Below are 19,188 nucleotides of genomic sequence, written 5' to 3' on the forward strand. Positions count from 1 at the left end.
CTCGCGATGGCCGTTTTATCCGGTCGCCGATTCATCCAGTTGTATTTTATGGCATGTAGTTAAACTGGTCATTTCACTGGTCAACCTAACTAAAATATAAAAACATTAACCCATATGATACGTTATTTATTAAAACAAAACAATAACGCCATGGGAGTTTTACAGCACGTACAACATCAGATCTCGGCACTGAACGATCTGATCAAGATAAATAACGACCGGATAGCCGGATATCACAAGGCTACCGAAGCAACAGATGAAACCGGATTGAATTTACTTTTTAATGAATATATTGATCAAAGCAAAAATTACGTTAGTGAAATACGCGATTACATTCATGTATTAGGAGGAGATCCAGCAGACGGTACTACCCTCGCGGGGAAATTTTATCACGCCTGGATGGATGTAAAATCGGTTTTTGTTAGTAAAGACAGCCGCTCGATACTTTCGGATTGCGAATATGGCGAAGATATAGCAAAAAAAGCTTATCGCGCCGCGCTTGACGATAAAGAGTTGATATGGGAAGATGAGCAGGTTGTAACCCTGCTTAATAACCATTTAGAAGGTTTAAAAAAAGCGCATGATACCATTAAATCGTTAAGAGATACGGTTAATGCCTGATCATAATTTTTGTTATATTGAGCAAATGAACAATTCAAATCAATCATTTTTTTCGGCATGCCGCATACCTGGTCAATACGCTAAGGTTGCCTGCACACAGGATAAGGTAATTTATACGCTTTCGCAATTAAAGCAGGCCACAGTTGCTGATATAGCGTTGAAGTTAAGGGAGTATGAACCAACGGTAAATACTTTCACACATGAGAAAAACACAATTGAAGTGCTTGACTATTTGTTTGCCCGCGGTTTGGTAAAGATCACCAAACAAAACGGCGAGTTAAACTACAACCTGGTTAAGGCTTAAGCAGGCTGTAGTTTAATGCATTTTATTACATACCTGGCGCAAGTGGTTTGGCCGAAACTACGCTGTCAACTACAAAAACGCTCACCCCTCTCCATGGCAGCGTGTGCAGGTATTCTTTATAGTGAAGTTCTAAAAATGAGCCAGCGTTGCTGCTCAGTTCTTTTGCTACTTTTTCGTCGGTTACCGAAAATATAAATTCATTTGAGCCAATTGTGCCCCCTGTAACCTGTGTGCGGAGCCCGCTTTGAATTAACCTGCCTTCATAAGTTTTAAATACGTAACCTTTCTTTACAAAATAGTTCATAGTACCGGCTTTGGTTCCCTCGCCAAAAACAAAATAATATCGATAGTAAAAAAAGCCTACTATAATCAGTAGTAATATAAGGGTGATAATAACCTTAGTTTTTGTTTTCATCGGAGATTTTATTTGCTAACTAAGCTACAAAAACTTAGCAGGTAAGCAAACATTTATATCATGACAATGGCCTGTTTAGTTTGCCGGCTTCTCTCCTTCTTTGATTTTCGTGAGGGTCACTTTTTTAAAAGACTCCACTAAGAAGGTAACCAAACCGCTTAGGCTAAAAGGTGGATCATTGGTAGTTAGCGTAAGTTTGTCCTTATTGTTTTCAAAATCGATATCCAGGTAATAATTAGGTGCATCTGTAACCTGGCTACCCTGTTTCCAATCGTACATCTTTTTTAGTTCGCTCCGTTTTAGCCAATAGTTGAGGCTATCAAGTTGCTGGTTAGTAAGCTTCCCGGCATAATCTCCCTTATAGGGATCTGCAAACTCGCCGCCTTTTAATCGATAAGTGCCATCTGCCCAAATATTGATCAGTAATTGAGGGCAATTGCCATAACAGGTTGAGGAGAGGAAACGAAGTTTTGAAAATTTGATCCCGTTATCGAAACTGGCCTTATAATTTTTAAACTGTAAGGGAGGGCGACCAGCTAATTTTATAGCATTATCATTAACAGCTTTGATAGTCAATTTTTTGCCATCAAAATAGTTGATGATAAACTTAGAAACATCAATATGCTGTTGTTTAAAATTATCTGCACTGGTAGTATATGTATCAATTATTTTAAGCGTATCATGCTCTATTTTGTATTTGTTTTCGTGTTTCTTATATCCATCCAAATTAAAATAAACCTTGCCGCTATTAAAATAAAGATAACCGAGGTCTTCGGTAATCCATTGTTCCGACTCAACAGTTGCATGCTGGCCCGATACTGTGCCACATAGGATAGTTAGCAATAAAACAAGCAGGGATACGCTTTTCATTTAAATTTAACTTACAAACTCAAATAATATTGGGTAAGGGATTCAAAATCGTCAAACTTATGATCATAGTCATCCGTATTACCAAAGCCGTAACTAACAAACACAAATGGTATACCGGCAAGGCGCGTTTGTTCAGCATCGCCATTAGTATCGCCTATGTAAACCGGGTTCTGCAAATTGTGTTTATTCATGAGCAGATGCATATTGTGGTTTTTAGGCATCTGGTTGGTGCCATAAGCCATACTATCTGTAATAACTTCATTAATGCCTGCCCATGTTAAAAACAACGGAATAATACCAACAGCACAGTTACTTAATACAAATAATTTGTATTTGCCTGCCAATTGTTCCAGGCCTTTAGTAACTCCTTTATACATAATACCACCGCTGGTTGGTAATATTTCGCGCCTTACCTGGTTTACCGCATTGTAGATCTCCATCCCCTTTTCCTCATCAAATTCGGGCAGCATTACCCGTGTAAGCTTTTTACCATCCATACCTATCACGTGCAGCAGTTCATCTCGTTTAATAGTCCTTTGAATATCAAGCTTTTGAAATATCAGGTTCCATGATTCGGCGTAGGTATCAACGGCATCCCAAAGGGTTCCGTCCATATCAAAAATGAGGCTATCGGGTTTCTGCATTAGCTAAAAGTATGTTTTTCGCTAAGATGAAAAATTAACGGCAATTAATGTTCATGTTTTCTTCATTATTAATCCTCACCTTAGCATTGTGATAAGGTTAACGCGGGTCGGCTTAGCAGGAGGCTGAGCCCGCAAAGAACCCCCGCCTCTCGGCGGGGGTTTCTTTTTATACAGGTGGCTTTAAAGTCGTAAGTCCTAAGTTCAAAGTCTTAAGTCGTCACGATAATGGTTTATAATCCTCCAAGTTAAGACCTGGGGCCTCAAGACTTCTGACTAAATACTTATCCCGTCCCCTACTTTATAAATTTCATGAAACTTGATTCCTTGCTTGTCAAAATGTTTTTTGTACGCGGCGTAACGCTGAAGTATGAAAAAATCTTTAGCAAACCCGTCGTGCACAGGCAAAATTTGCTTAGGATGCAGCTCATCGGCAAAGGCCGAAATTGTTGGTTCATTGGCAAATGGAGCCATCGAAACCATGATCAGCAACTCGATACCTTTAAAATTCAAAAGCTTCTCTTCCATCGAATCAACGGGGTGCAATACTTTGTTATTGATTAGGAAGCCCGTCATTTGAGGTAGCGGATTATCCATGATAAGTTCGTGCCTCACCGGGAAAGCCTGGAGTTTAAATGGCCCGGCTTTATGAGTTCCCTCTTCAAGCAATGTATATTTAAAATTGATTTTCTCCAGCTCCTTTCCTACCTGCGAATTAGTGACAACCGCTGCGCCGCTTAACTCTACAATACTTTTTAAGATATCTATATCGAAATGATCGGGGTGGATATGGGTGATCACAATAGTTTTTACATCAACAAACAATTGTGGTGTAACCAAACCTTCGGCAAATGAAAACTTTCCGGGGTCAAACAAGAGCTGATAGCCGTCTAATTCAAAAAGCAGGCATGAATGAAGGTATTTTGATATTTTCATAAGCGCGTAGGTTTATTTCCTAAAGATACACAGGAAAGACTTATGAAGTTTTAAAAAGTTGATCCCGATTGAAAAGCGGATATCACGCTCGGTGTTTGGACTCCAGGAATTTAGGGAGCGAATTATAAAAGCGCAAAGCCTTACTAAGTTAAAACGTTGCAAGTCTGGCTTTACAACAACTCCGTTGCCAAATTGGCCAGTTCGCTCCTCTCCCCTTTTTGCAGGGTGATGTGAGCATAAAGCGGATGCCCTTTCGCTTTATCTATTAAATACGACAGTCCGTTACTTTCAGCATCGAGATATGGGGTATCTATCTGATAAATATCACCAGTAAATACAAATTTGCTGTTTTCACCGGCCCTGGATATGATAGTTTTCACTTCGTGCGGGGTTAGATTCTGCGCTTCGTCAACAATAAAGAAAATTTTACTAAGCGTGCGCCCGCGAATAAAAGCCAGTGGAGCTATCGAGATTTTATCATTATTGACTAACTCATCAATTTTGGCCTGCATTTTTTCGTCGTCACCGAACTGATCCTTTATAAATTTTAGGTTATCCCATATTGGGGCCATATAAGGATCAATCTTTGATTTAATATCGCCAGGCAAAAAGCCTATGTCTTTATTGCTTAAAGGAACAATAGGGCGGGTAACAAAGATTTGACGATAATATTTGCGTTGCTCAAGTGCGCTGGCCAAAGCTAATAGCGTTTTACCCGTGCCGGCGTTTCCTTGTATAGTTACTAATTTTATATCCGGGTGCAATAACGCATGAATAGCAAAAGACTGCTCGATATTACGAGGGTGAATATTTAAAACAGGTTGCTCGGTAACTTTTTCAAGCTGCTTAGTTTGTGAATTGTAAAAACCTACAGTATCGCCTTTTTTTCCTTTTAATACATAAAAGTGATTGTTGGTGTACGAACCTATCTTTAAATTTTCGGCCGGTAAATTTTCATTTTTATTCAGGGTGGTGATCAGTTTTTCCGTCACCTTATCTACATCGGTTTTACCTGTATAAAGCTCCTCCAGGTTTTTGATCTTGCCCGTTTCATAATCTTCGGCATGCAGGTTAAGGGCTTTGGCTTTGAGGCGAAGGCAAATATCTTTTGATACCAACACTACCTTTTTGCCAGGATTTTCTTCCTGTAAGCCAAGGGCCGCGTTGAGGATACGGTGATCCGTTTTATCTGAACCAAAAATCTGCTCGGCATCCTGGCCGGTAGTTTTAGTATCCATTGCAACTTTAAAGCTGCCTTTAGTTTTACCGTTAAGCGGGATCCATTCGTTGATCAGTCCATTGTGCGACAGGTCATCCATCAACCGGATAAAGCTTCGGGCCTCAAAATTACGGGTATCATTACCGTTCTTTTTATTATCGAGCTCCTCCAATACCTGGATGGGTATGGCAACATCGTGCTCCTGAAAGTTTTGAAATGCGTTGTGATCATACAGGATCACAGAAGTATCTAAAACAAATATTTTCTTCTGGTTACGCTGACCGTCCTTCATATCCGCCTAAAATAACGATTTTAAGGCTTGAAGAAAAATTTCTCCTCAAACAAAAAACCTGCAAAAGCGAAAACGGGAGTCATCTCTTGCGATTTGAACTCCCGTTTCCAAACTGTTGTTTAACCGTAGTTGCCCAACAGCATCAAGTTTTGTGTATCTCTTACCGACATGATCTTCGTCCGTTGCTCTCACGAGCGGTCGACTATTTTCAATGTCACCGGTTTCTGTTGTTTCCCTCCGTAGAGTTCTTCTTCTTAATTCCGGTACCTCCTTTAATTGCTTTCTTTTTTCAAAAGACTTTCGCCTTCTTCATTTTTTCTTGCAACTCAGGGACTTCCCTTGATCTTTAGTTCCCCCGAAGGTTCACCCGATTCAATTTCTGTTTTCCTGAAAGGCTGTCAAAGTACGTCGTTCTTGATGATTTCAATATCGGGACATTACCGTGATTTGGCAAATATTTTTGATTGTTTTTATTAACAGGTTATTAACAATAAACCAACACTTATCAACATTAAATTCCAATCCTTCTCAAGTATAAATCAAGGTAATTAACTGAAATACAGGCTACATTATTAACATTGCCCTTTATTAACAAAATGCATGAAAAACCATTTGTATCGAAAAAGGAAAAACGCGTAAAATCATAAAAACGTTAAATTTTCTCTGTTAAATGCCGCCAATATCGCCTCGGAATATGACGCACATGAAGCCTGGTATTTTTGCGTGAAGCGATGTTTATGCTATTAAAATAATTCTTCCAAAGGTCTTGATAGACACCTTCATCCTCGCTATAAGCCGCAATTACATTAACCGGTTTACTTAACTCATCAAAATTCATTTCGATGAATTGCGTGTCATGAAGATCGTAGTACAGCCCATAATTTCTTTTAATATCATAGATCATCCATTTTTGATCGGTATAGCGGCTTTTAAAATGCTTAATCAACAATGGCAATACATTAAAATCAGGTTCGATGGCAGCATAAAAAGTACCATCATTTAGTTTTTGAAACCTAACAAAAGCTTCCATCCTGTGTTTTTCGCGCCGCACCATCTTTAAAATCTCCGATAGTCGCATCACATATCTATTCCCGTAATCTTCTTCAATATTTTGGTCGCTGTCAAAAACATGGCGGATAAAACCCAGCACATTGCAGTCTTCGCCGGCAATTTCGGCCATGTGACTAATGTAAAGGCGCTGCACCCCGGCAGCTGAAAGTTTTTTCCGCAATCCCTTTAATACCCGGCCGGCGCGCGCCTCGTCAGTAACAATAGGAATTACCTCTTCAAACAACGCACAGCTGCGCCACTCCCCTTTCAATAACTTTACAGGATAGAGTTTACGTTCGTAAATCTCGAACACGGCTGTAAGCAAGCCTTCAAACGATCCGTCATAAACCAGCGTGTTCATATTAAAACAAGTTAAGTTGGGTTTGTGTATTTTTAATGTACTTGCTTTGCGATTGGGCCATAATAAACTGTTTGATATTTTGGCCTGTTAAATCGCGCCGTTCAAATTCATTGCTTTTGCAGGTAATAAAGTACCGCGCGCGGTTAATGGCCACTCCTATTTTTTTTAGCTGTTCCCAGCCCAGCCCGGCAAATTTACGTGCAGCCACAATTTTTTGTGCCGATAACAAACCGATACCTGGCACCCGGAGGATCAGCTGCAAATCAGCCTTATTGATATCAACAGGAAAAGCCTGCATATTGCGGATTGCCCAGCTGAGTTTGGGATCAATATCCAGATCAAGTAACGGGTTTTGATTATTGACGATCTCGTTTACATGGAAACCATAAAAACGCATGAGCCAGTCGGCCTGATAAAGACGATTTTCGCGCACCAGTGGCACCGCGGTATTCAAAGCAGGCAGGCGTCGGTCGGCCAATACAGGTACATAACCCGAATAATACACCCGTTTCAAGTTAAAATTTCTATAGAAATAATTAGCCGATTGCAGCACCTGCTGATCGCTCTCAGGCGTGGCGCCAACAATTACCTGGGTACTTTGCCCTGCAGGTGCAAACATGGGGGCGTTTTTGAAAAGCTTTTTCTCTTCTGTGTTCCGGATGATCTCCCGGCTCAAAAAATGCATCGGGTCAATCATGTCCTGCCGGTTTTTATCAGGTGCAAGCAGTTTTAATCCGGCTTCTGTAGGCATTTCTAAATTCACACTGAGCCTGTCGGCATATAACCCGGCCTCCTGCATCAGCTCCGCACTTACACCGGGAATGGATTTTAAGTGAATGTATCCGTTAAAGTTATGCTCAGTTCGGAGTTTTTTAGCTACGTGCACTAATCGCTCCATGGTATAATCAGCATTTTTAAAAATACCAGAGCTTAAAAACAAGCCTTCAATGTAATTGCGGCGATAAAAGTTAATGGTAAGGTCAACTACTTCCTGTACCGTGAACGCGGCCCGTTTGATATCATTATTCTTCCGCGACACGCAATAAGCGCAATCAAAAATACAATGATTAGTAAGCAGGATCTTCAATAACGAAACACAACGCCCATCTTCCGTATAACTATGGCAAATTCCGTTACTGGCATTTCCCAAACCCTTGTCCTTATTTTTCCTGTTACTTCCGCTCGACGCACATGATACATCATATTTAGCCGCGTCGGCCAAAATATTAAGCTTTTCCGTTATCCTCCCTACATTCATATCAGCCAAAAATACTAATATTTTTAGCAATTAATTCAAATTGCGGGATAAATAAATGGGAAGGCTATTTTTTTGCTGTATGCCTCAACAACTTTTTCCTTCACGGCATTGATACCGCTTTTAGCACTATTGTTCATATTTAGTTCCAACACTGCGTGAGCATCTATAGCGAAAACTGGAACCGCCTGTACATTGTTGCGCAATTCAATATTTTTTTTAAAAAAGCTCCGCAGCGACACAGATAAGCCAGATCAAGCGTTTTGGAGGCAATCAACGCAACAAACTTTAATGTATTTGCAACAAGCGCAAAGCACTTTCAATGAACTCATAGTGTGCAATGTTCGAACCAATTAGTACATTGACCGGATTCACTAAAAATTATTTTCAATTCAAATCAACAAAATAAACACTATAGAAATTCATGACCGATGTTTATACAGAGAGAGTCAATAATATCTATCGTTAATACAAAAAAAGCGCTCCGTATCTCACCCCGGAGCGCTATTCAATGTTCCTACAAACACTGTTCAACTAAACTCAGATCTCTACAATCTAAGATTCATACTGTTCAATAACGTATGCTATAAAAGCAAGTGTACAGAAAACAGGGGCAATAATCGCCCATATATCATAATATTTACAATTCAACAGAAAAATAAATTTGAAATTCAAACAAAAATCAACTCCGACTTATTTTTTCACAACAAATACTACTATTTCTTATATGAAACATGACAATATCAATCAACAGAATGGTATTTAATATAACATCATAAGCATAGTTTCGATGTAAGCTCATACGGAAACAAGCAGTTGCAGGCAACTCGAAAAAAGAAAACTAGGGAGTTATTTAGCAGTTAGCCTTGGGCGGCTGTTTGGGTGTTTTTATAGAGCGGGTGGTTTCAAACTCAAAACTGTACGCATCAGCTGATGTAAGCTTTGTTTCAAAAACCCTGAAATCAATGGATTGAAATGACTGGGCAATCAATACATCTGCAAAGGAGATGCCTACATAAGGTACATGTTCTTTTTGAGGTACGGGTATACCTTTTACCGGCGCTGCATGCAATACATTATCCGCATTAAAACGCGTTTCCGCATAAGTAGGGATACATTTTAAGTATAATTTCTTACTTGTAACCCGCATTTGTATGTAATTATATGCCTGCTCTCCAAACTGGATCTGCCCCCTTATATTCTCATAATGCTTCCAGTCATGAATGCCCGGAAGGTTTACAGGGATAGCTATTTCTTTCAGATCGTGAATATCATACAAGCCTTTTGATGCCTGCTCATTATAAAAATTCTCCGTCCGCCATGACAGATATTGATGCATAATCAGCGATCCGCCCGAACCATAGGTGTGCACGATCAACAATAATATGGCAACAAGTTTCTTCAAAGGCAGTATAGTTTGATATCTGTAAATATAGAAAACCTGCAACATTTATGCAACAATTCACAAAACTATTTATTAAATTATTACAGGTATTTTTAAACAAAAACACTCTTTTGTCTATTATTAAAATTTATATCTTCAGCTTTCCCGTATTGGTTAGCAAAATAAATGGCGCAACCGGATTCCATCCCGGCTTAACCCCCTGCTGATTAATAAAACCCGTAGAATAATTACCGAGCAGGATATCCGGTTTGCCATCTTTATTAAAATCGCCCACATCCATGCAGATCCATCGCCCTTCATGCTCAATCGGTAAATTATGCGGCATAAAATGCAGCGGACTGTCTTGCTCAAAATACGTAAAGCCTTCTGCAGGGTTATTTTTCAAATCTGAAAAAAAGGCGATCACCGCAATATCCTGCAAGCCATCTCCATTGAAATCAGTCGCTACTGCTTTTGTAGCACCGTTAACCGGGAAGAAATAAGCCTTTTTGTATTTAAAATCACCCTGATTCAGGAAAATGTAAACACCATGAAACGGTTTCAACACACGGGAATAATCGCTGTTATCACCACTTGTATACAGGATATCCAGCTTTCCGTCTCTATTGAAATCAACCAGCTGAAAACTGCTCGACCCGTAAAATGGCGGAAACCGCAACAAATTGCGTGTTGTAAAACCACCTTTGTGATCATTCAGAAACAACCAGATCCCTTCGTCGGCCTGGGCAAACAAGCAGGCTACATCCGGCCATCCGTCATGATCAAAATCTCCTGTTACTGCCTGCTCAGCTCCTGGTATTGAGCTAACAACATGCTTTTCAAATTTTTTATCGGGTAGCTGCTTGTATAAATACAAGCCTCCTGTGTTATGGCCAAACCCGCATATTACAAAATCATTCAATCCATCTTTGTCAAAATCGGCGGTTAATGATTGAACAGGTCGAGGCAAACCGTTTGTTATTTCTTCATCCTGCCAGGTCCCATTGTCATTGAATGTAATATCAGTCAAAAAGCCGTTGAACACATCAACTGCATCCATCGATCCGATAAAAGTAAACAAGCCATGTTCTTTGCCCGTTGCATCTTTTGCAAAACGGGCATCAACAGCAGGCGAGCTATACCGGTGCGCCGAAAGCTGAACCAGTTTATCAGACCATTGGTAGATACTGCTGCTGTTACGGTCGCTGGTATAAACCTTGCGCCCAATAGTATCAAAGACAATCATTGTGGTTGTGGCATCGAGGGGTTTGTAACCGCTGGGCTTTTCCAAACTAAAAACACCCCAATCTTTAACCGGCTTAACAGGTTGCTGTGCCGGCTTAAGTGCCTTCGGTGCCGATTTGCTATAATAATCTACTATTTTCAGCCACTCATCATATGACAAAGCCGATTTTGCTGATGGGTTGTTCACATACTGATCATCATCATAAACCTGTATCCCAAGCCGGGGCGCCATTACAGGCAATACATGTTTAACCCATGTTTCTTTATCAAGAAATTGCGCTTCCGGATACTCATGACAACTTTTGCAGTATTTTAATGATAGCGACTTACCATCGTTTTTTGCCAGGTCGCCCTCGGCTGCCGGCTCTCCGCAGCTAAACTGCATAAAGCATACTACAGCACCAATCAAAAATACACAAAACGATAACCGGCGTTTTCTCAGATCCATTTAAGCTTGCTTATACCTTACCACAATATTAAAATACAAGAAAGAGGCAGCAACAAGCACCACCTCTTTCTCGCTAAAAACAGAATGATTGAAATTAATATTTAGGATTTTGCTTTAAAATAGAAGTTCCACCTATTTTTTCAAGATCTATCTGAGCTTGCGGTATCGGATAAACCTCGTTTTTTCCAGTTGTAAAATGAGCACCTGTAACATCGGTAATCACTTTACCATCAAAAGCAAAGTATACTCCCAAAGCTGCTTGTGCTATCCCCCAGCGCGAAAGGTCAAAGAAACGATGTCCTTCCATGGCCAGTTCCAGCTTACGCTCAAAATAGATTGCTTTTAAAGCGACATCCTTACCTGTAAAAAAGCCCGCAGGATATTGACTTACTACATAGTTAGCCGCCGGGGTGGTGGTATAACCGCCCATAGGATTCGCCGCATCTTTATAAGTGTATACAAAACTGGCTGGGTTAGCCGCACGTGCACGCACCTTGTTTACATAACTTAAACCCAAATCACCTGTTCCTAATTGTGCTTTTGCTTCGGCAGCCATCAGCAGCACATCTGCAAAACGGATTACGTTAACCTGGTTTGCATTGCCCGGGGCCCATGAATGGCTGTCGGCATATGTGCCCTTGGTAGCCTGGTAATAAACGTTCTTTTTAGGCGAATACGGACCTGCCGAACTTTGTTCACGGATCCAGTTCATACCCGGATGGTTACCCCAATCAAGATAAGGGATACCACGACGACCAACAGTCCAATCCAAACGCGGATCAAGGTTACCGGCATCCAGTGTAAATGATTTATCTGATGCAATGTTCATATCATTTGCAACCGGATGTGAATTATAATCGTCAAGATATGGCAAACCGGCGGCGTTAGTCCTGAATGAGTTAGCAAGATCTAAAGTAGGCTGAAAAAATCCGCAGCAACCGAACGGGCTGTTGTACGGATAATTCAACATATCACCATTGTTGGCCTCACCAATGGTATTGGTACCATCATTTGCCGCTTGCTGGATAGCAAACACCGTTTCCTTGTTGTTTTTGGTAGCAGCGTTGAAGTTATCAAAATAATTATCAGTTAATCCGTACGCTACGCCCTGCGAGTTAGTACCCCCGCTGATCACCTCGGTAAATATCTTATCGGCATTGGTATAATCTTTTTGATACAGATACGTTTTCGCTAGGTACGCACCTGCTGCCCATTTATTTACACGTCCCTTTTGTGCTTGCGTGCCGGGTAAATTAGCATAAGCATATTTAAAATCATCAACTATTTTAGGCCAGATATCTTTGTCGTTAGGTTGTACATAGTTGGTTGTCGTTTCGTCAATATAGGGCACATTGGCAAACATCTTTTTCAAATCAAAATAGTAATGCGCGCGCAAAAAACGAGCCTGGGCTATAATATTGGTTTTATCGGCATCAGCAATCCCGCTCGCTCCCGCAGCTGCCTTTAACACGTTGTTGGCGCGGCTTATACCCTCGTAATCGGCCTTCCATTTACTGTTTAAAAATCCATTACTGGCATCAACAGTGAAAGTAGCAATGGAGTTAATAGCCGGCTGATCGATACCAGAACTGCCTTTATGCGCATCGCCTCCGGCAACGCTGCCGTAAATCCAGTTATCCGGCGATACCTCCCAGGCACTACCACCACCTAAACCGGCATTATTTCCGTTACCTCCCTGCCCGTCAAGTGCAGAATAAGCTCCTATCAGCAACCCGTCAACGCCGGCTTTTGTAGTAATTTGCGCTGAGCTAAGCGCCCCAATGGCTGGCTGATCGAGATACGCCTTTTTACATGAACCCTGTAAAATACCAGCGGCAATTAATGCTAATACTGATACACGTTGTATATTTTTCATAATGATTTCTCTATTTAAAATTTAGCCTGAACACCTAATAAATATGTACGATTTGGAGAATAGTTACCACGGTCAACACCAAAGTTTGTGCTGCTGTTGGTGTTGCTGGTGGTACCTCCGCCAACAATCTCCGGGTCAACTCCCGAGTATTTAGTTATGGTAATTAGATTTGCGCCTGATAAGTATACACGCAAGCTGCTCAAACCAATTGATTTGATGATTTTAGGAGCAAACTTGTAGCCTATTTGCATGTTTTTCAGTCTCAGGTATGAGCCGTTCTCAACATAAAAAGAGTTAGGAACCGTGTTGGTGCTAAATGAGCCATCAATTTCCTGGATAGGAGCCTTGGCATTGGTGTTTGACGGTGTCCAAGAATCATATAAAGCATTTTTGCTTTTTGCACCGGCAAAGTTGGCATAAAAATCTGTCCACCACCTCACGTCATTCCAGATCTTGTTGCCGTATGATCCGTACCAGAACATATTAAGATCGAAGTTTTTATAGCTAAAATCAAGGTTTAAGCCACCTGTGAATTTAGGATTAGGATTACCCAATAAGGTACGATCGTCGGCAGTAATTTTTCCGTCACCGTTTATATCTGCGTATTTGAAACGGCCAACTGCGGCATCGTTCTGATAAGTTCCGCCAGCAGCCGTATTTGCGGCGTCAATTTCAGCTTTCGAATCCCAGAAACCGTCAGTTTTATAACCAAAGAAACCGCCAACCGGGCCACCTACGCTGTTTCTAATAATCGAGCTGCCATTAAATCGGCCAGAGTTTTGCTCAAAGTAGGTTTGTCCGAGAGTTACTTGCTTAATAACGTTGTGATAAGTTGTAAACGTTAAGGCGGCATTCATTTTCAGATCGTGGGTTATATTGGTGTGGGTACCAATTGTAATATCCAAACCGGTATTATTCATTGCACCTACGTTGCTGTACGGTGCAGTTGCCGAACCGGCAGTACCAGGAAGTGCAGGATTAAATAACAGATCGGTGATGATCTTTTTATAATAATCGGCAGAGATGTCCAACTTTTGACCAAAGAATGAACCATCAAAACCAACGTTGAAGTTTTTATCTTTTTCCCATTTAGCATCAGGGTTACCTATGCGGTTTTGAGCGAAACCGGCAACCGTACTTGTAGAGGTACCATTAATATCGTAGTAGGAGTTTGTTTTGTTACTGCCAAATGTAGTAAACGCATTTGCAGGGTCAACGTTGATCTGGTTACCCATAATACCATAACCACCCCTGATCTTCAAATCGTTAATCCATGATACACCTTTCAGAAAATCCTCCTGCGATATACGCCAGCCCGCACTAACGGCCGGGAACCATCCATACTGGAAAGACTTGAACCTGGAAGAACCGTCACGACGGATAGTAGCATTCAACAGATATTTGTCGGCAAAAGTGTAATCCAAACGGGCAAGCAGTGAAAATATCTTATCGCGTGTTAATGTGCTGTAAGCAGTTGGTGTACCGGTACCTGTAGATATGGTGGTATAATCCTTATCAAATGTAAAGTAACCGGTATTGGTTGCGCCTAAGGTTTCGTACCTATTTTTATAAGCTTCGGTACCTGCCAATACTTTGATATCATGTTTCCCAATTGTTTGGTGATAAGTTAAAGTATTTGTCCAGGTATAGTTATATCCGTTAAATGAGTTTTCCGAATATGAATTGGTCGAGTTGTTTTCAGAGTTCTCATATTCCGGGAAGGTAAAGCTATGATTATAGTCTGAATAATACTCACCACCAAACTGCGTGCGTAAAGTGAAGTACCTCAGGAAATCCACCTCGGCAAACGCATTGCCAAAAAGCCTGTTAAATGCACCGTAGTTATTTTTAGTACGATCCATAATGGCTACCGGGTTACGTGCATTACCTAAGTTGGCAGTATTTGAACCCGCGTAGTTGCCTTTGATGTCATAAACCGGAATAATAGGCTGCTCGCGGAATGACATGCCGATAGCCGACCCCTCATCATTTTCGTTGATCAGCGGGTTTTCGGTTAATGAATATGACAAGTTCTCACCTATCCTGATATGTTTGGATACGTTGTAGCTTGTATTAGCCCTTACGGTGTAACGCTTATCGTAGGTATTTTTCAAGGTACCCTTTTGGTTAAAGTAATTCAATGAAAACAAATAAGTAGCGGCATCAGTGCTTCCGCTCATAGCCAGGTTATGGCTTTGAATCGGCGCCGATTTAAATATCTTGTGGTACCAATCAGTACCGCCCTTGTTTGCTCTTGTAATACGATAAAAACCTGACGCATCGCCTGATGTATAAAATGGGTTTACATTGTATTTAGCTGGATCAACAGCCGGGTCACCATCATGAACTCCAGCCGGGCCTACGCCACCTGCACTGATATAATCAGGCAAAACATCACCATTAGCGCCGTAAAGGTTGCTGCTAAGGTCAACAGGAATACTTTTAAGTGCTGCGGTATTTTTTATAGCCAGGGCTCTTAATTGCATCATCTCGGTTGGATTGAGCAAATGGAACACATTACCGCCTTTCGGCACCTGTGTACCATAGTAGGCATCGTACGAAACGTTGGTTTTTCCGTTACCTTTTTTGGTAGTGATTACGATTACACCGTTTGACGCCCTTGCACCGTAAATAGATGCCGAGCTCGCATCCTTAAGTACCTGCATGCTTGCCACGTCATTGGGGTTAATATCGCTTACGTTGGTTGTTGGTACACCGTCAACCACGTAAAGCGGCTGGTTATTGCCAAACGTGTTAGCACCACGGATTTTTACAGAAGGATTTTCACCCGGTTGCCCTGAAGCGATAACGGTAACACCGGCCGCCTGGCCTTGCAGCTGGCTTTCAACCGATGAAACCGGCTGACGGGTCAGTGCAGCAACGTCGACAACGGCTACAGCACCCACCAGGTCTTTTTTACGTTGTGAGCCGTAACCTGTAACCACCACTTCATTAAGTGCATTGCTGCCCGCAGTAAGCGTTATCCTTAAATTAGGATCGGTCCCTACGGTAACTTCTGTTGTTTGATATCCAATATAAGATATCACTAATACATTGCCTGGTTTTAAGCTGAGTGTAAACTCGCCATTAACATCGGTCACCGCACCTGTCGTTGATCCTTTGAGCCTGATAGAAGCACCAACAACCGGCTGCTTGTCATCGCTGCCGATAACCTTTCCTTTGTACTTTGTTTGGGCCATAACTACCACCGAGGATATCAGGCAGCACAACAGTACAGCCAGAAACCTCCCTCTGAGAAGTAAATTTTTAAGCATGATTTTAATTTAATTTAGTTAATATATTTGATTAAGAACATAGCCCAAAAAGCTGAAATACAGCAACTTGGTTTCGGCAGTGGTAGAGGCAGCGCCTGGGATTTTTTTAGTTTTTGGCTTAAAGCAATGGTAGAGACATTGCTGCGAAATAAATACTTACTCCGGCAAATACAACGTTACAGGCTATCGTGTAGGACAAAGCCATATAACAACCAAAAAACAAATGCGATACTGATTATTGTGTAGGCAATAACAGTTTTAAATTTTAATCAAATGGAAATCATTGCTCCGTGACTGAATGTGAGATAAGCCTTGCGGCAGTAGCACGAAAAATGAAATTCATTCATCTAACACGTAAGGAAAAAATGCCTTCTATCATATGGTTGCCTCGGATTGAATGTGAGATAAGCCTTGCGGCCGTAATCCAAAAACTAACAATGATCAAAACATTTACTATCCTTTCAAAGTACTAAAAACTTAATTTTTACTGGTGATAAAATAGTATTAAATAAGGTTATTTATAGTGTTGGTTTATTTCTGTTTGATTAAATCTAAAATAGGCATAGTGTACAATTTGCACAAATCACTTTTTAGTTTTACGAATTAAATATTAAACAAAGCATAATATTATCAATAATGAAAGCAAACTATTGTTTTAAAAAAACATTTCGGCAAAACTGCCACTTTTATTAAAAATCGATTTTTACCTGTATTTTTTACATTAATCATATATCGGGATAATATGCGATAAAAAAAGAGTGTTTTTTATAAACCCAGCTGTTTGTTAAAAATAAAAACATAACATCAGCTGAATTTAATGTTAAAATAGCATTACATAGACCTGCAGATAAATTTCAAATTTTTCTGTTAGATATAAGATATGGCACTTTGCGCCCAGTCGGGGATTAAAAAAATAAAATGATATAAAAGAGTCTCCTATTTTGCTAAAAGATGACATGGCATCGTTTGTATTATTTACTTAAATCGGTAAAACATAGGAGGACACGATCCATTCAATGCACGATGCCACTTTCAAACCGGGCCATGACCGCTCAAACTGGCCATTTGGTTTCCTCGTGGAAGAATGATATTAAACTTGATATAGCAACTGCACAGTTTATTTTACAGACCCTACAATTCAAAATTCTGTCTTTTATCATCCAAAATCAACCTAATTACCCACTTTAGTATTATAAATGGCAGTTACTATAAATTGATTTACTGCGACGGCTGGTATCGTAATTGTGCTTGTTCTGCTCAATCTTGCTATATTAATGCCCAAAAACTTTCCGGTGATATCAAATACGGCCCCTCCGCACTCCCACGGTTTTATTCTTGCATCATGAACAAATACATTCCCAAATCCATCTTTTCGAATGCTTTTCCCCCCTATGAAGTGGTCGGCCGGATGATTGGTAATTTTTTGGGGTGGATATTTTAGGGCGACTTTTTTTATTAACTTTTCTCCCTTATGATTGATTGTCATTAAAGTAGTATCGCCGGCGCGGAATTTTAGAAGGGCTTTAAACATATCCAGTTCGTCATTTACAGTTTTGTCATCAATTGCTAAAAGCTCATCGCCGGTTGTTAGTCCGGCAGCCTCAGCCGCGCTGTTGGGCTGAATAAAAGTAAATAATAACGCCTGTCCCTTTTGCCGGGCAACAGCTCCCAAATAGCCGTAACTGGTTTTTTTTGGCAAGCTTACGCCAACGCTTCCCAAAACACTACTACAATACGGAGAATCAGCGCGAAGAGAAATCAAAAAACTACCCAAATCGTTATCACTAAGTGTATCTGCCAATAACATTCCAAGCCTGATACCTTCCTTCCCTAACTTTGAAACGGGCAATAATATCGCAAGGTCATTAATTCTGTCTCGTCTGATAATATTTGCCTTAATAGTCTTGCCGCCCGATAATGTGATAAAAGGATCCTCGCCAATCATTGAGCTTTTAGTCAAAACGACATCTGAATTTTTGAAAGCAGCTTTTACATTGATATTATCTAAAGAAAAAATAGTCCCTGCTATAGTCTGTTCCTTACCATCAATAACACTCTTAATATTTACACAAGTTGTTTTAAAACGCTTGTCCACACTTTTAAAATACTTATCTGGATTTTCAGCTACCGGAAAATCATTGGCCGGCCGATTTTTTGAAATCACGTTTGTATCCAAAGGCAGGGAAGTATAATTCTCTAAACGGGTTAGTGCTGTATAATATTTACGATAGGTATCTACGGGGATTTCATAATTAATATCCTCCGACCGTTCGATGCCGCTATGGATTCCGATCAAACGACCAGACAGATCAAACAGGGGGCCGCCTGAATCTCCCGGCTCCATCACGCAAGTTGATTCCATAAAACCATACCTGTTATTTAAATTGGTGATATGTCCAAACCTTACATCAGGTTTGCGTTGTTCCATGCTTTCCGGGTAAGCTATGCTAATACATGGCTGGTTGATTTTGACATCTGAATACCAGCCCATTTCGACAAACGGCCAATCCCCTTTTGGGATTATTTTGAGCATGGCTGCATCCGGCAGCATAAATATTGGGGGAATAGTAATACGGCCCAAACCACGGGCCAGGCACACTTTCCCATCGGGGAACATTACCTGGTAGGTTTTGCCGGGCATTACCACATGTGCTGCGCTTAAGATCTCTCCTCCTTTCGAGACTACAACACCACTAAACTGCGCACTCATCCGGCTATACTGTAAAGTATCATATTCCCACATCAATACACTGGCAGCATAACCTTTTTTTATCGCAGTTTTTATATTATCCTGTAGTTGCGTAGCTCCGGGCTTTTGTATCCGCTTATCAACATTTTGCGCATTAATAGCCTGCAGGTTCCATAAGCACTGCAGGAAAAAAAATAATAAAAACCGTTTTGTCATTATACATTATAATTGAACCGTAGCGTTGTCCAAACGCTGCTGTTTAGGGTACCTGCCGATGTAAAAAGAGCCGGTATTAAAACCGGCTCTC

At 40.7% G+C, this 19,188-nt stretch carries 14 protein-coding genes; 2 read left to right on the forward strand and 12 right to left on the reverse strand.

The genetic code is table 11. The features are described from left to right. Positions 1 to 114: 114 nt before the first annotated feature. Both IEX80_RS06330 and IEX80_RS06335 read left to right on the forward strand, forming a co-directional pair. The gene (locus tag IEX80_RS06330; RefSeq protein ID WP_090526017.1) at positions 115 to 621 is read left to right on the forward strand and encodes a ferritin-like domain-containing protein; all 507 of its coding nucleotides are present in this window, start codon (positions 115 to 117) and stop codon (positions 619 to 621) included. A 25-nt stretch (positions 622 to 646) separates the two neighbouring features. Then, positions 647 to 925 carry a hypothetical protein gene (locus IEX80_RS06335; RefSeq protein ID WP_139159948.1) on the forward strand — a complete coding sequence of 93 codons (279 nt, stop codon included), beginning with the start codon at positions 647 to 649 and terminating at the stop codon, positions 923 to 925. 25 nt (positions 926 to 950) lie between these two features. Here the strand turns inward: IEX80_RS06335 and IEX80_RS06340 are convergent, their stop codons facing one another. From IEX80_RS06340 to IEX80_RS06395, 12 genes are all read right to left on the reverse strand, one after another. Then, positions 951 to 1,340 carry a hypothetical protein gene (locus IEX80_RS06340; protein WP_090526019.1) on the reverse strand — a complete coding sequence of 130 codons (390 nt, stop codon included), beginning with the start codon at positions 1,338 to 1,340 and terminating at the stop codon, positions 951 to 953. 75 nt (positions 1,341 to 1,415) lie between these two features. Continuing rightward, the gene (locus IEX80_RS06345) at positions 1,416 to 2,210 is read right to left on the reverse strand and encodes a DUF6438 domain-containing protein (protein ID WP_176627070.1); all 795 of its coding nucleotides are present in this window, start codon (positions 2,208 to 2,210) and stop codon (positions 1,416 to 1,418) included. An 11-nt stretch (positions 2,211 to 2,221) separates the two neighbouring features. Continuing rightward, the gene (locus tag IEX80_RS06350) at positions 2,222 to 2,854 is read right to left on the reverse strand and encodes an HAD family hydrolase (RefSeq protein WP_176627072.1); all 633 of its coding nucleotides are present in this window, start codon (positions 2,852 to 2,854) and stop codon (positions 2,222 to 2,224) included. A 273-nt stretch (positions 2,855 to 3,127) separates the two neighbouring features. Further along, positions 3,128 to 3,787, reverse strand: a complete 660-nt coding sequence (locus tag IEX80_RS06355; protein WP_090526022.1) for an MBL fold metallo-hydrolase — start codon at positions 3,785 to 3,787, stop codon at positions 3,128 to 3,130. Positions 3,788 to 3,957: 170 nt separating this feature from the next. After that, on the reverse strand, positions 3,958 to 5,298 hold the full coding sequence (locus tag IEX80_RS06360) for a PhoH family protein (protein ID WP_090526023.1): 1,341 nt from the start codon (positions 5,296 to 5,298) through the stop codon (positions 3,958 to 3,960). A 652-nt stretch (positions 5,299 to 5,950) separates the two neighbouring features. Beyond that, positions 5,951 to 6,709 carry a TIGR03915 family putative DNA repair protein gene (locus IEX80_RS06365; RefSeq protein ID WP_090526024.1) on the reverse strand — a complete coding sequence of 253 codons (759 nt, stop codon included), beginning with the start codon at positions 6,707 to 6,709 and terminating at the stop codon, positions 5,951 to 5,953. A 1-nt stretch (position 6,710) separates the two neighbouring features. After that, positions 6,711 to 7,967 (reverse strand): putative DNA modification/repair radical SAM protein, encoded by a 1,257-nt coding sequence (locus tag IEX80_RS06370; protein ID WP_188832354.1) that lies wholly within the window; start codon positions 7,965 to 7,967, stop codon positions 6,711 to 6,713. Between the two features lie 850 nt (positions 7,968 to 8,817). Then, positions 8,818 to 9,369, reverse strand: a complete 552-nt coding sequence (locus IEX80_RS06375; RefSeq protein ID WP_188832355.1) for a hypothetical protein — start codon at positions 9,367 to 9,369, stop codon at positions 8,818 to 8,820. 127 nt (positions 9,370 to 9,496) lie between these two features. After that, a complete protein-coding gene (locus tag IEX80_RS06380) occupies positions 9,497 to 11,041 on the reverse strand; it encodes an FG-GAP repeat domain-containing protein (RefSeq protein ID WP_176627086.1) in 1,545 nt (514 codons plus the stop codon). A gap of 94 nt (positions 11,042 to 11,135) precedes the next feature. Beyond that, positions 11,136 to 12,917: a RagB/SusD family nutrient uptake outer membrane protein gene (locus IEX80_RS06385; protein ID WP_176627088.1), complete on the reverse strand. Its 1,782-nt coding sequence runs from the start codon at positions 12,915 to 12,917 to the stop codon at positions 11,136 to 11,138. A 14-nt stretch (positions 12,918 to 12,931) separates the two neighbouring features. Beyond that, a complete protein-coding gene (locus tag IEX80_RS06390; RefSeq protein WP_188832356.1) occupies positions 12,932 to 16,192 on the reverse strand; it encodes a SusC/RagA family TonB-linked outer membrane protein in 3,261 nt (1,086 codons plus the stop codon). A gap of 1,171 nt (positions 16,193 to 17,363) precedes the next feature. After that, positions 17,364 to 19,097, reverse strand: coding sequence for a trypsin-like peptidase domain-containing protein (locus IEX80_RS06395; protein WP_188832357.1), 1,734 nt, complete (start codon positions 19,095 to 19,097; stop codon positions 17,364 to 17,366). Between the last annotated feature and the right edge of the window lie 91 nt (positions 19,098 to 19,188).

It is taken from the genome of Mucilaginibacter rubeus (assembly GCF_014643835.1).
GTDB lineage: Bacteria > Bacteroidota > Bacteroidia > Sphingobacteriales > Sphingobacteriaceae > Mucilaginibacter > Mucilaginibacter rubeus.

Excerpts from the sequence above, each read along its gene's own strand:
- IEX80_RS06330 (WP_090526017.1), top strand. The coding sequence starts at position 115 with ATGATACGTTATTTATTAAAACAAAACAATAACGCCATGGGAGTTTTA.
- IEX80_RS06355 (WP_090526022.1), bottom strand. The coding sequence starts at position 3,787 with ATGAAAATATCAAAATACCTTCATTCATGCCTGCTTTTTGAATTAGAC.
- IEX80_RS06360 (WP_090526023.1), bottom strand. The coding sequence starts at position 5,298 with ATGAAGGACGGTCAGCGTAACCAGAAGAAAATATTTGTTTTAGATACT.
- IEX80_RS06370 (WP_188832354.1), bottom strand. The coding sequence starts at position 7,967 with ATGAATGTAGGGAGGATAACGGAAAAGCTTAATATTTTGGCCGACGCG.
- IEX80_RS06335 (WP_139159948.1), top strand. The coding sequence starts at position 647 with ATGAACAATTCAAATCAATCATTTTTTTCGGCATGCCGCATACCTGGT.
- IEX80_RS06385 (WP_176627088.1), bottom strand. The coding sequence starts at position 12,917 with ATGAAAAATATACAACGTGTATCAGTATTAGCATTAATTGCCGCTGGT.
- IEX80_RS06395 (WP_188832357.1), bottom strand. The coding sequence starts at position 19,097 with ATGACAAAACGGTTTTTATTATTTTTTTTCCTGCAGTGCTTATGGAAC.
- IEX80_RS06390 (WP_188832356.1), bottom strand. The coding sequence starts at position 16,192 with ATGCTTAAAAATTTACTTCTCAGAGGGAGGTTTCTGGCTGTACTGTTG.
- IEX80_RS06345 (WP_176627070.1), bottom strand. The coding sequence starts at position 2,210 with ATGAAAAGCGTATCCCTGCTTGTTTTATTGCTAACTATCCTATGTGGC.
- IEX80_RS06365 (WP_090526024.1), bottom strand. The coding sequence starts at position 6,709 with ATGAACACGCTGGTTTATGACGGATCGTTTGAAGGCTTGCTTACAGCC.
- IEX80_RS06380 (WP_176627086.1), bottom strand. The coding sequence starts at position 11,041 with ATGGATCTGAGAAAACGCCGGTTATCGTTTTGTGTATTTTTGATTGGT.
- IEX80_RS06350 (WP_176627072.1), bottom strand. The coding sequence starts at position 2,854 with ATGCAGAAACCCGATAGCCTCATTTTTGATATGGACGGAACCCTTTGG.
- IEX80_RS06340 (WP_090526019.1), bottom strand. The coding sequence starts at position 1,340 with ATGAAAACAAAAACTAAGGTTATTATCACCCTTATATTACTACTGATT.